Source organism: Streptomyces sp. SID13666, from assembly GCF_010548325.1.
Taxonomy (GTDB): domain Bacteria; phylum Actinomycetota; class Actinomycetes; order Streptomycetales; family Streptomycetaceae; genus Actinacidiphila; species Actinacidiphila fildesensis.
In genome coordinates this window covers 119,240-132,138 of record NZ_JAAGLX010000017.1, presented here as the reverse complement: position 1 = coordinate 132,138, position 12,899 = coordinate 119,240, and the positions used below count along the sequence as shown (strand labels likewise).

Sequence of the window (12,899 nt, the reverse complement as noted above, 5' to 3'; positions counted from 1 at the left end):
CCACCGGACACCGGGCCGGACGCGGAACCTTGCAGGATTGGCGCAAATTTCCCGCAAGAAACTTGCGAAACCTGTACTAGAGTTGACGTCATGACACGACGACTTGCCACGGTGGCAAAGAAGGTCGGGGTGAGCGAGGCGACCGTCAGCCGAGTGCTGAACGGGAAGCCCGGAGTCTCCGATGCGACCAGAGCCGCAGTGCTGACCGCACTCGATGTGCTCGGTTACGAACGACCGACCCAGCTGCGCGGGGAGCGTGCCCGGCTTGTCGGGCTCGTTCTCCCGGAGCTTTCCAATCCGATCTTCCCGGCCTTCGCCGAGGTGGTGGGCGGCGCCCTGGCACAGCAGGGGTTCACGCCCGTGCTCTGCACCCAGACCGTCGGTGGGGTGTCGGAGGCCGACTACGTGGAGTTGCTGCTGCAGCAGCACGTCTCCGGGGCGATCTTCTTCGGCGGTCTGTACGCCCAGGCCGAGTCGTCGCACGAGCACTACGCCCGGCTCGCCGAGCGCAATCTGCCCACCGTGCTGATGAACGCCGCCATCGACGATCTCGACTTCCCGAGGGTGTCCTGCGACGACGCGGTCGCCGTGGAACAGGGGATGACCCATCTCGCGTCGCTCGGCCATGAGCGGATCGGCCTGATCCTGGGCCCGCCCGACCACGTTCCGTCGCGGCGCAAGCTCGCCGCGGCCCGCCGCTGGATCGGGCAGCGCGGCGGCGAACTCCCGGACACCGCCGTCGAACACGCGCTGTTCACCCTGGAGGGCGGGCAGGCCGCGGCCAGCCGGCTGATCCAGCGCGGCGTCACCGCCGTCATCTGCGCGAGCGACCCGATCGCGCTGGGCGCCATCCGGTCCGCCCGCCGCCGCGGGCTGTCGGTGCCCCAGGACTTCTCGGTCATCGGCTACGACGACTCGATGTTCATGAATTGCATCGATCCGCCGCTCACCACCGTGCGCCAGCCCATCGAAGCCATGGGCCGGGCCGCCGTCGACCTGCTCAGCGGTCAGATCAGCGGCACTCCGGTCGACCACGACGAGCTGCTCTTCGAGCCCGAGCTCGTCGTACGCGGCTCCACGGGCCCCGCGCCGCGGGCCGAACAGCCCCAGCAGCCGGGGGTGGAAGCGACCAGCAGGTAGGGCCGGTCCGGCTCCGGCGGTCGTTGGCAATCTCGTTGGCAATCTCGTTGGCAACCCTCCCCGACACCACTGACTGGGAAACGGCTTCGTAATCAAGTCGTGTCTTTGCGAGCTTCGCGCGAAATCTTGCGGACATCTATCGGGTTCAGTACCTTGAGCCCACCCGAGACGGCGGCGCACACCCCGCGCCACGCAACCGCGCAGGGTTCGCAGATCTCAGAGCGCGGAGCATCGTCGCGCAGTGGTTCAGGGGAAGGGTTGATCAATGAAGACAAACCGCTACCGGACGCTGGTGGCCATCGTGCTGGTCGCCGGCGTCGGCATGACCGCCGCGGCATGTTCCGACAGCAAGGACACGGCCAAGGACCCCGGTTCAGGTGACAAGAGCGCGAGCGCCAAGCTGGACCCCAGCACCAAGGTCACCATCAGCGTCGACTGCATGCCGCCCACCACCAAGGCGGCCGAGCGCAAGCAGTGGCTCGACGACATAGCCGCGTTCAAGGTGCTCTACCCGAACGTCACGGTGAACGGCAAGGACGGATTCCCGTGCGAGGATCCGGCGAAGTTCACGGCCATGATGAAGGGCGGAACGCAAACAGACACCTTCTACACGTACATGACCGACAAGGACCAGGTTCTGGACGCGGGTCAGGCCGCTGACATCACTCCGTACGTCACGCCGGAGACCGTTCCGAACCTCAACGACATCGACCCCAACGTCATGAACGTGCTGAAGGACGGCGGCAAGCTGTACGGCCTGCCCACCTCGAACTACCAGATGGGCCTGATCTACAACCGCAAGATCTTCACCCAGGCCGGTCTCGACCCCAACAAGCCCCCGACCACCTGGGAAGGCGTGCGGGCCGCGGCCAAGACGATCCAGGACAAGCTGGGCAGCCAGGGCATCCACGGCTTCATCGAGAACGCCGGCGGCAACCAGGGCGGTTGGCACTTCACCTCGGAGCTCTACGGGCTCGGCGGCCAGGTGACCTCCGAGGACGGCAAGAAGGCCGCCTTCAACACGGACGAGAGCAAGACCCTCCTGCAGACCCTGCATGACATGCGCTTCACCGACAACAGCCTGCCCGCGACCCCCGGACTCGCGTGGGGCGACGTCCAGAAGGCCATGGGCACCAGCAAGGTCGGTATGTACGTCGGTGCTCCTGACGACATCCCGCTCGTCGTCCAGCAGTACCAGGCCAAGTTCGAGGACCTCGGCATGGCGCCGATCCCGGGCGGCAAGACCTCGCTGTTCGGCGGCGCCGACTACATGTTCAAGAAGTCGTCCACGCCCGACCAGATCAAGGCCGGCATCGCCTGGGTCAACTTCAAGTTCCTGACCCTGGAGAAGGGCCAGTTCAACTACGCCCGCAACAAGACCGACGGCATCCCGGTCGGACTGCCGCAGCCGTTCTTCTTCACCGGCGCGTCGAAGGACAAGGACACCTCCACCAAGACCGCGAGCGCGACCGTACCGGTCGAGAACTTCGCCACCTACGTGGCCGCCCAGGTCCCGGTGAAGCCCGAGCCGCCGAACGCCCAGAAGATCTACACGGTCCTGGACAACGCGATGTCGGGTGCGCTGACCAACAAGAACGCCGACATCGGCAAGCTCCTCTCCACCGCTGAGACGCAGGTCAACACGTTGCTGGCCGCCAGCCAGTAGCAGCGGGCGCGGGGGCCGGCCGGAGCGCCGGCCCCCGCGCCGCGGCAACCGTCCGCCGATCAGCAGCTGTGCCCACCGGGGATGCCCCCGGCCCCAGTCGAGGAGTTCTCATGGCGGCGACCACCGTCTCCCACAACAAGGCCAAACGCGGTTCCGGGCAGTCGTCGCCGAGGGGTTCCCGGCGCCGTCCGGGACTTCCGGACGAGAACGCCCGCGCGGGGTTCGGCCGGAGACTGCGCCGCGATCTGCAGGCGCATGCATTCATGATCGGCGCGGTGCTCTGCTTCGGATTCTTCTCCTGGTATCCGATGGTCCGCGAAGTCATCATGAGCTTCCAGAAGACCAAGCGCGGCGAGACCACCTGGGTGGGCTGGAAGAACCTCGAAACGGTCTGGAACGACCCGGGGTTCTGGCCGGCCTGGCGCAACACGATGCAGTTCACGCTGTACGCGCTGGTGATCGGATTCGCGGTGCCGTTCGTCATCGCCATCGTTCTCAACGAATTCCGGCACGCCCAGGCGTATCTGCGCATCCTGGTGTATCTGCCGGTGATGCTGCCGCCGGTCGCCGGGGTGCTGCTCTTCAAGTACTTCTACAACCCGGAATACGGCCTCTTCAATCACATCCTGCATTTCCTGCACCTGCCGGAACAGGCCTGGCTGGACTCGTCGAGCACCGCGATGATCTCCGTGGTGATCGCGGCCACCTGGATGAGCGCCGGCGGTGCCACCCTCATCTACCTGGCGGCACTGCAGAACGTGCCAGGTGAGCTGTACGAGGCCGCCGACCTGGACGGTGCCGGGCTGCTGAGCAAGATCTGGCACATCACCATCCCGCAGACCAGGCCGGTCCTGTCGCTGATGCTGCTGCTCCAGATCGTGGCGACGATGCAGGAATTCACCAACGTCTATCTGCTCACCGGCGGCGCCGGCCCGGAGAACTCCACCGGGACCGTGGTCTACATGGTGTACCAGTACGCGTTCCGCTACGACAGCTTCGGCAGCGCCTCGGCGCTCGGACTCATCATGCTGGTGGTACTCGGCGGATTCTCCGGCCTGTACGCGCGGCTCAGCCGCAACAGCGACTAGGACGGGGAGAAGGACATGGCAGCGAACCAACCGCAGCAGCGCACCCTGATATCCGCGGCCGCGCTGAACAGGCCCCGCGGGAAGCTCATCTACTGGACCGTTCTCTCGCTGACCGTCGTGGTCTTCACCCTGGTCTTCCTGGGGCCGCTCTACTGGATGGTCTCCGGCGGCTTCAAATCCGCGCAGGAAGTGCTCCAGAATCCGCCGACCCTCTTCCCCAAGGACCCGAAGCCGGGCACCTACAAGACGGCGTGGAGCCAGCTGAAGATCGCCCGGCTGCTGTTCAACACGATGTACTACGCCTTCGGCGCGCTCGCCTTCCAGCTGGTCTTCGACGTGGCCGCGGCCTACGCGATCTCCAAGCTGCGGCCGGTGCTGGGGAATCTGATCCTCGGCATGATGCTGGCCACGCTGATGATCCCGGCCGCCGTGCTGATCGTGCCGCAGTACCTGACCGTGCTCGACCTGCCGCTGCTGCACATCAATCTGATCGGCACCCCCTGGGCGATCTGGCTGCCCACCGTGGCCAACGGGTTCAACATCTTCCTTCTGAAGCGGTTCTTCGACTCGATCCCCGAGGACCTGATGTCCGCGGCGGCGATCGACGGGGCGAGTCCGCTGCGGACCCTGTGGTCGATCGTGCTGCCGATGTCCAGACCGATCCTCGGCGTGGTGTCCATCTTCGCGGTGGTCAACGTGTGGAAGGACTTCCTCTGGCCGATGCTGGTGCAGCCCGACACGGACAAGCAGCCGATCAACATCGGGATCAACTCCCTCTCGCAGGGCGTGCCGCAGAACGTCCTCATCGCCGCGCTGGCCATCTCGGCCCTGCCGACGATCGCCATCTTCCTGCTCTTCCAGCGCAACATCATGTCCGGTCTGACCGCGGGCAGCCTCAAGGGCTGACCAGCGCTTCGCCAGGACTGAACCCCTCAGAACTCCGCCGCCGGTCCCCTGCCCCATCCCCGCTGAATGGCCGGCGGCGGGGTCCCTCCTGCCCGAAAGGACGTCTCCGTGGCAGACACCCGCCCGCCCGTCTCCGACCACCACCCCGCTGCGGGCGACTGGTGGCGCAACGCGGTCATTTACCAGGTGTACCCGCGTAGTTTCGCCGACGGCAACGGCGACGGGATCGGAGACCTCGCCGGTGTCCGGGCCAAGCTGCCGTACCTCGGCGAGCTGGGCGTGGACGCCCTCTGGTTCAACCCCTGGTACCCCTCCCCCATGTTCGACGGCGGCTACGACGTCGCCGACTACCGGGACATCGACCCGGTGTTCGGCACCCTGGCCGAGGCCGAGAAGCTGATCTCCGAGGCACTGGACCTGGGGATCCGCAGCATCATCGACATCGTCCCGAACCATGTCTCGTCCGCCCACCCGTGGTTCCGCGAGGCGCTGGCGGCCGGTCCCGGCAGTCCGGCCAGGGAACGCTTCTGGTTCCGGCCCGGGCGCGGCGAGCACGGCGAACTGCCGCCCAACAACTGGCCGTCCCAGTTCGGCGGGGTGCCCTGGACGCGGACCGTGAACGACGACGGAACGCCCGGCGACTGGTACCTGCACCTGTTCGACAGCCAGCAGCCGGACCTGAACTGGGAGCACCCGGACGTGCGGCGCGAGCACGAGGACGTGCTGCGCTTCTGGTTCGACCGGGGCGCGGCGGGAGTGCGCATCGACTCCGCGAGCCTGCCCGTGAAGGACCCGGCCCTGCCGGACCTGACCGAGGACCGGAACGGCCCGCACCCCTACGACGACCGCGACGAGCTGCACGACATCTACCGCTCCTGGCGCCGGATCGCCGACTCCTATCCCGGCAGCCGCGCGCTCATCGGTGAGGTGTGGATGCCCGACGCGGAGCGGTTCGCGCGGTATCTGCGGCACGACGAGATGCACACCGCCTTCAACTTCGACTTCATGTCGTGCCCCTGGGACGCGGCGCTGCTCCGCGCGTCCATCGACACGACGCTCGCCGCGCACGAGCCGGTGGGCGCGCCCGTCACCTGGGTGCTGTCCAACCACGACGTGACCCGCACGGTGACCCGTTACGGCCGCTCCGACACCGGCTTCGACTTCGCGACCAAGGCCCACGGCACCCCGACCGACCTGGTGCTCGGTACCCGCAGGGCGCGCGCCGCCGCGCTGCTGACGCTGGCGCTGCCCGGCTCGGTCTACCTCTACCAGGGCGAGGAACTGGGGCTTCCCGAGGTCGAGGACATCCCGGCCGAGCGGCTGCAGGACCCGATGTACCTGCGCTCCGGCGGCACCGTGCCGGGGCGGGACGGCTGCCGCGTCCCGATGCCGTGGTCGGGGAAGGAGCCGCCGTTCGGCTTCAGCCCCGACGGCGCGGCGCGGCCGCCGTGGCTGCCGCAGCCCGCCGACTGGGCGGACCGGACGGCCGGGGCGCAGACCGGTGACGCCGCCTCGATGCTGGAGCTCTACCGCTTCGCGCTGCGGCTCCGGGCGACCGAGCCCGGTCTGGGGGACGGGCCGATCCGCTGGCTGGAGAGTGCTCCCGGGGTGCTGGCGTTCCGCCGGACGGACGCTTTCACCTGTGTCGTCAACCTCTCGGACCACGCCGTCGCGCTACCGCCGGACACCGCCGTGCTGCTGGCCAGCGGCCCGCTCACCGGCGATCTGCTGCCGTCGGACACGGCCGTCTGGCTGCGGACCCGGGACGGATCCGGCGCCTGACGGGACCCGGCGGGCCCCTGCGGGACACGGGTGCGGGACGTGTCGGGCCGACGCGATGTGCTGGCGGACACGCCGTCCGGCCAGGACATCGCGTCGGTGTGACGATTACAGTGGAGGGGTGCCTCAACTTCGCCTCGCCTTGAATCAGATCGACTCCTGCGTCGGTGACATCGCCGGGAACGCCGAGTCGATCGTGCACTGGACCCGGCATGCGGCAGAGCGTGGAGCCCACCTGGTGGCGTTCCCCGAAATGGTGCTGACCGGATACCCCGTGGAGGACCTCGCGCTGCGGTCGTCCTTCGTCGAGGCCAGCCGGTCCGCGCTGGCCGGGCTCGCCGGCCGGCTGGCCGCCGAGGGCTTCGGGGAACTGCCCGTGATCGTCGGCTATCTGGACCGCAGCGAGAAGGCCCAGCCGCGCTACGGGCAGCCCGCCGGGGCTCCGCGCAACGCGGCGGCGGTGCTGTACCGCGGCGGGATCGCGCTGCGCTTCGCCAAGCACCACCTTCCCAACTACGGCGTCTTCGACGAGTTCCGCTACTTCGTCCCCGGTGACACCCTCCCGGTGATCCGGGTACACGGTGTGGACGTCGCGCTCGCCATCTGCGAGGACCTGTGGCAGGACGGCGGCCGGGTGCCCGCCACCCGCGCCGCCGGCGCCGGGCTGCTGGTGTCGGTCAACGCCTCGCCGTACGAGCGGGACAAGGACGACACCCGTCTTGAGCTGGTGCGCAAGCGCGCCCAGGAGGCCGGCTGCACCCTCGCCTATCTGGCGATGACCGGCGGCCAGGACGAGCTGGTCTTCGACGGGGACTCGATCGTCGTCTCGGCGACCGGCGAAGTGATCACCCGTGCCCCGCAGTTCGAGGAGGGCTGCGTGCTGGTCGACCTGGAGCTGCCCGCCGCGGGCGCGGTGCCGTCCGGCGTCCTGGACGACGGCCTGGAGATCGAGCACGTCACCCTCTCCACCGAACCGGTCGCGCGCTACGAGCCGGAGGTGGCCGGCGGCTACGCCGAGCGGCTGACCGACGACGAGGAGGTCTACACGGCCCTCGTCACGGGCCTGCGCGCGTACGTCACGAAGAACGGCTTCCGGTCGGTGCTGATCGGGCTGTCCGGCGGTATCGACTCCGCGCTGGTGGCCGCCATCGCCTGCGACGCGATCGGGCCCGCCAACGTCTACGGCGTCGCGATGCCGTCCCGGTACTCGTCGGAGCACTCGATCGGTGACGCCGAGGAACTGGCCCGCCGCACCGGGCTGAACCTCAGGACCGTCCCCATCGCGCCGATGTTCGACGCGTACATGGCGGCGCTGGGGCTCACCGGCCTCGCCGAGGAGAACCTGCAGTCCCGGCTGCGCGGCACCACGTTGATGGCCATCTCCAACCAGGAGGGCCACATCGTGCTCGCGCCGGGCAACAAGAGCGAGCTGGCCGTCGGCTACTCGACGCTGTACGGCGACTCGGTCGGCGCGTACGGGCCCATCAAGGACGTCTACAAGACGACGGTCTTCCAGCTCGCCCGCTGGCGGAACGCGTCGGCCGCGGCGAAGGGCGGGACCCCGCCGATCCCCGAGAACTCGATCAGCAAGCCGCCCAGCGCCGAACTGCGCCCGGGCCAGGTCGACACCGATTCACTGCCCGACTACGACGTGCTCGACCGGGTGCTGGAGCTCTACGTCGACCGGGACCAGGGCCGGGACGCGATCATCGCCGCGGGCTTCGACCCGGAGCTGGTGACCCGGATCCTGAAGTTGACCGATACGGCCGAGTACAAGCGCCGCCAGTACCCGCCGGGCACCAAGATCTCGGCCAAGGGCTTCGGCAAGGACCGGCGGCTGCCGATCACTTCGCGGTGGCGCGAGACCGGCCGCGCGGAGAACTGACCTTCCCCGGCTCAGATCTGCAGACGGGCGGCGACCGGCAGATGGTCGCTGCCCGTCTTCTTCAACGTCCAGGACCGCATCGGCTCGATGCCCTTGACCATGATCTGGTCGATCCTGGCCATCGGGAAGTCGGCGGGCCAGCTGAAGCCGAAGCCGTTGCCCGCCGCGCCCTGCGTGGAGCGCATCTGTGAGGTGACGGACGCCAGCGAGCGGTCGTTCATGGTGCCGTTGAGGTCACCGAGCAGCACGACCTTGGTCAGCGGCTCCTGCACGATGGACTGCCCGAGCGCGTCGGCCGCGCTGTCGCGCTGCCCGGCGGTGAAGCCCGCGTTGAACTTCACGCGCACCGACGGCATGTGCGCGACGTAGACGGCGATCTGGCCCTGCGGGGTGGAGACCGCGGCCCGCATCGCCCGCGTCCAGCCGAGCCTGATGTCGACCGCGCGCACGCCCTGGATCGGGTACTTGCTCCACAGCCCGACGGTGCCCTGCACCGAGTGGTAGGGGTAGGCGCCGGCCAGCGCCGCCCGGTACGTGGAGACCTGACCGGCCGCCAGCTCCTCCAGCGCGACGAGGTCGGCGCCCGCGGCGATGACGTCCTTCGCGGTGCCGGTCGGGTCGGGGTTGTCGGCGTTCACGTTGTGCGTGAGCACCGTCAGGTTGCCGCCGGACTCCTCGTTGTCGGTGAGCAGTCCGCCGAAGAGGTTGAACCACACCAGGACCGGCAGCAGTACGGCGATCAGCGCCGTCGCCGAGCGGCGCACCAGTGCCACCACCACCAGCACCGGAAGGGCCAGGCCCAGCCAGGGCAGGAACGTCTCCAACAGGCTGCCGAGGTTGCCGATCCGGTTCGGCACGTCGGAGTGGAAGGACAACAGCAGTGCCAGGATCAGCGCGAGAGCGGCGGTGATGATGCCTCTGCGCCACATGCCGTCGCGCTGCCAGCCGAAGCGCCGTCGCGCTCCTGAGGCCGAACGGTTCGGCTCGGGGCCGTCCGTGGTCGCGTCGGTCATGTGCGCCTGGGTCATATGGGGGGTCCTCACTGCCTTGCCGATTGCCATGCCGACCCTAAGGGATCGACATAAGAACCGACGGGCCGGAAGGGGCGGCGGGTTCCACCGGAACCCGCCGCCCCTTCCCCTGTGACAAGACGCGTACATATCGGTCAACGCGGTCAACGCGGGCGCGCGCCCTCCAGGACCGTGTCGACGATCAGCTCCGAGAGACCGTCCTCCAGCGACGCGCCCGGCCGCATCATGGCCCGGCTCAGCATCGGGCCGGCGAAGATGTCGCCGAGCAGTTCCAGGTCGAGTCCCGCACGGATCTCGCCGGTTCGCACCCCGCGCTCCAGCACCGCGAGCATGGCGTCGCGCCGGGTGACGATCACGGTGTCGTGGTACTGCTTCCACAACTCGGGGACCTGCTGGAACTGCAGGAGGATGTTGCGCATCACGGCCGAGGAGCGCTTGGCCAGACCGCGCCGCCGGATGGCGTCGATCATGGTGACCAGGTCGTCCCGTACCGAGGTGCCCGCCAGTTCGGGCGTCGGCTCGTCGATCGAGTTCAGTACGTCCATCAGCAGCGCGTTCTTGCCCGGCCAGCGCCGGTAGACGGTGGCCTTGCCGACCCCGGCGTCACGGGCGATGCCCTCGATGGACAGATCGCCGATCGTGACGCCCTCCTCCAGCAGCCGGAGCACCGTCTCGGTGATCGCGCTGTCGGCGGCGGCGCTGCGCGGGCGGCCGCGCGGTACGGCGTCGGTACCGGCGTCGCTCATCGCTCCGCTCCGACCGCCTCCGGGGCCCGCTCTCCGCCTTGCTCGGGCACGGCGTCCTTGCGCGGCAGGAAGGCCAGCACCACGAGGGTGCCGACGACCGCGACGGACGCGGACCCGATCGCGGTGATGTGCATGGCGTGGATGAAGGCGTTGTTGGCGGGCTGGACGAGGGCCTTGCCCGCGGGCCCCATGTTCTCCGCGACGCCGAGCGTCGCCTGGATGGACTCACCGGCCGCGTGCCGGGCGGGCGCCGGGACACCGGAGAGGTGGCTGTCGATGCCGTCCCGGTAGGTGGTGGAGAGCAGCGAGCCGAGGATGGCCACCCCGAGCGCGCCGCCGACCTGCCGGAAGGTGTTGTTGACGGCGGATCCGGAGCCGGCCTTCTCCCGCGGCAGCGACGACATGATCATGACGGTGGCGGGCGGCATGACGTGTGCCATCGCCGTACCCATCAGGAAGAAGATCACTTCCAGGATCCAGATCGGGGTGTCCTGGTCGAGCAGCAGGAAGCCGAGGAACGCGACGGCCGTCAGCCCCAGCCCGGCCGCGCACACCGCACGCGGGCCGAACCGGTCGACGACCAGCCGGGCGCGCGGCGCGAAGATCATCTGGGCGGCGGCCAGCGGCAGCAGCAGCACGCCGGACTCCAGGGCGCTGTAGCCGCGCACGCTCTGCGTGTAGAAGACGACGAAGAACGTCACGCCCATGAGCGCGAAGAAGACCAGGCCGATGGCGGCGACCGACGCCGAGAACTGCCGGTTGCGGAAGTAGTTGACGTCGAAGGCGGGGTGGTCGCTGCGCTTCTCGTAGACCACGAAGCCGGCGATCACCACGAGGCCGGCCAGTATCGTCAGCCAGACCTGGGGCCGGGTGAAGTCACCGAGTTGGCCGCCCTTGATGATGCCGTAGATCAGCACGACCAGGCCGACGACGGAGAGCAGCACGCCGACGGGGTCGAGACGGCCCGGGTCGGGGTCCTTCGAGTCGGGCACCAGGATCACCATCGCGACCAGGGCGACGGCCACGATCGGCACGTTGATCAGGAAGACCGAGCCCCACCAGAAGTGCTCCAGCAGCGCACCGCCGGTGATCGGGCCGATCGCGATGGCCAGCCCGACCACACCGGTCCAGATGCCGATGGCCTTGGGCTGCTCGTCGCGCTCGAAGACGTTCATGATGATCGCGAGGGTCGCGGGCATGATGAACGCGCCGCCGAAGCCCATCAGCGCACGGAAGGCGATGAGCTGCCCCGACGAGTCGGACACCGCGGAGAGCGCGGAGCCGATGCCGAAGACGAGCATGCCGAAGAGCAGCACCTTCTTGCGGCCCAGCCGGTCACCCAGCAGTCCCGCGGTGAACAGCAGCCCGGCGAAGACCAGGGTGTAGGAGTTGATCGCCCACTCGAGCTGGCTCTGGGTCGCCCCGAGGCCGGTGGGGGCGGGCTGGGCGATCGTCTTCATCGCCACATTGAGGATCGAGTTGTCCAGCACCACCACCAGGAGACTGAACAGCAGAACGGTGAGGATCGCCCACCGGCGGCGGTGGATCGCCTCGGGGATGGCTCGGGACTGACTCGAGGGTATGGACATGGCTCCACGCTAGCCCGCATTTCCGATACGGGACCGTCTCGTATCGTAAAGCAGGGGTAAAAACAGGGGGGCTCTTTGCGTAGGCGGCCGCACGTGCCAGCATGGAAGGGATCCGGGGACGCCGTCAGGGTGCCTCGAGATGACTGAAGGAGCCGTTGCAATGACGCAGATTCCGGCTGCCCAGAAGCAATCCGACAGCGTCCGCGCGCTGTACGGGGGCACGGGCACGCGCCGCATCACCGTCCGCGACATCACCGCCGCCAAGGACCGCGGCGAGAAGTGGCCCATGCTCACCGCCTACGACGCGGTGACCGCCTCCGTCTTCGACGAGGCCGGGATCCCGGTGCTGCTGGTCGGCGACTCGATGGGCAACTGTCACCTGGGCTACGACACCACCGTCCCGGTCACCATGGACCAGATGACGATGCTGGCCGCAGCCGTCGTGCGCGGCACCAACCGTGCCCTGATCGTCGGCGACCTCACGTTCGGCTCCTACCAGGAAGGCCCGGTCCAGGCGCTGCGCAGCGCGACCCGGCTGGTCAAGGAGGCCGGGGTGCAGGCGGTCAAGCTGGAGGGCGGCGAGCGCTCGCTGGCCCAGACCGAGCTGATCGTGCAGTCCGGTATCCCGGTCATGTCGCACCTGGGACTGACCCCGCAGTCCGTCAACGCCATGGGCTACCGGGTCCAGGGCCGCGGCGACGAGGCCGCCCACCAGCTGCTGCGCGACGCCAAGGCGGCCCAGGACGCGGGCGCCTTCGCGGTCGTCCTGGAGCTGGTGCCGGCCGGACTGGCCGCCGAGGTCACCCGGTCGCTGCACATCCCGACCATCGGCATCGGCGCCGGGCCGGAGTGCGACGCCCAGGTGCTGGTGTGGACCGACATGGCGGGCATGACCGGCGACCGCGTGCCGCGCTTCGTCAAGCAGTACGCGCAGCTGCGCTCGGCGCTGGGTGACGCGGCGAAGGCGTTCGCCGAGGACGTGACCGGCGGGGCGTACCCGGCCGAGGAGCACAGCTTCCACTAGCAGGGCGGAGCCGTTCCGGATCCGGACGACTCGTTCGCCGGCGGG

At 68.9% G+C, this 12,899-nt stretch carries 10 protein-coding genes; 7 read left to right on the top strand and 3 right to left on the bottom strand.

All coding sequences use genetic code 11. From position 1 onward, the window contains the following. The first annotated feature begins 90 nt into the window (after positions 1 to 90). The 6 genes from G3I60_RS22565 to G3I60_RS22540 all read left to right on the top strand — a co-directional run bounded on the left by G3I60_RS22565 (position 91) and on the right by G3I60_RS22540 (position 8,464). Entirely contained in the window at positions 91 to 1,140 is a 1,050-nt protein-coding gene (locus tag G3I60_RS22565; RefSeq protein ID WP_164294728.1) for a LacI family DNA-binding transcriptional regulator, read from the top strand. A 265-nt stretch (positions 1,141 to 1,405) separates the two neighbouring features. Continuing rightward, positions 1,406 to 2,806: an ABC transporter substrate-binding protein gene (locus tag G3I60_RS22560; RefSeq protein WP_164294727.1), complete on the top strand. Its 1,401-nt coding sequence runs from the start codon at positions 1,406 to 1,408 to the stop codon at positions 2,804 to 2,806. A gap of 110 nt (positions 2,807 to 2,916) precedes the next feature. Then, the gene (locus G3I60_RS22555; RefSeq protein ID WP_138353770.1) at positions 2,917 to 3,894 is read left to right on the top strand and encodes a carbohydrate ABC transporter permease; all 978 of its coding nucleotides are present in this window, start codon (positions 2,917 to 2,919) and stop codon (positions 3,892 to 3,894) included. Between the two features lie 15 nt (positions 3,895 to 3,909). Next, the gene (locus G3I60_RS22550) at positions 3,910 to 4,800 is read left to right on the top strand and encodes a carbohydrate ABC transporter permease (protein ID WP_138353771.1); all 891 of its coding nucleotides are present in this window, start codon (positions 3,910 to 3,912) and stop codon (positions 4,798 to 4,800) included. Positions 4,801 to 4,908: 108 nt separating this feature from the next. Continuing rightward, complete coding sequence (locus tag G3I60_RS22545; RefSeq protein WP_343241180.1) at positions 4,909 to 6,582, top strand: glycoside hydrolase family 13 protein; 1,674 nt, start codon at positions 4,909 to 4,911, stop codon at positions 6,580 to 6,582. A 118-nt stretch (positions 6,583 to 6,700) separates the two neighbouring features. Then, complete coding sequence (locus tag G3I60_RS22540) at positions 6,701 to 8,464, top strand: NAD+ synthase (protein WP_138353773.1); 1,764 nt, start codon at positions 6,701 to 6,703, stop codon at positions 8,462 to 8,464. Positions 8,465 to 8,475: 11 nt separating this feature from the next. Here G3I60_RS22540 and G3I60_RS22535 read toward each other — a convergent pair whose 3' ends face one another. From G3I60_RS22535 to G3I60_RS22525, 3 genes are all read right to left on the bottom strand, one after another. Beyond that, positions 8,476 to 9,492, bottom strand: coding sequence for an endonuclease/exonuclease/phosphatase family protein (locus tag G3I60_RS22535; RefSeq protein ID WP_138353774.1), 1,017 nt, complete (start codon positions 9,490 to 9,492; stop codon positions 8,476 to 8,478). 146 nt (positions 9,493 to 9,638) lie between these two features. After that, positions 9,639 to 10,241, bottom strand: coding sequence for a TetR/AcrR family transcriptional regulator C-terminal ligand-binding domain-containing protein (locus tag G3I60_RS22530; RefSeq protein ID WP_164294725.1), 603 nt, complete (start codon positions 10,239 to 10,241; stop codon positions 9,639 to 9,641). Next, positions 10,238 to 11,830, bottom strand: a complete 1,593-nt coding sequence (locus tag G3I60_RS22525; RefSeq protein WP_138353776.1) for an MFS transporter — start codon at positions 11,828 to 11,830, stop codon at positions 10,238 to 10,240. The genes G3I60_RS22530 and G3I60_RS22525 overlap by 4 nt, the downstream gene beginning before the upstream one ends. 160 nt (positions 11,831 to 11,990) lie before the next feature. Here G3I60_RS22525 and panB point away from each other — a divergent pair, with 160 nt between their 5' ends. Then, positions 11,991 to 12,854, top strand: coding sequence for a 3-methyl-2-oxobutanoate hydroxymethyltransferase (panB, locus tag G3I60_RS22520; RefSeq protein ID WP_164294724.1), 864 nt, complete (start codon positions 11,991 to 11,993; stop codon positions 12,852 to 12,854). The last annotated feature ends 45 nt before the right edge of the window (positions 12,855 to 12,899 follow it).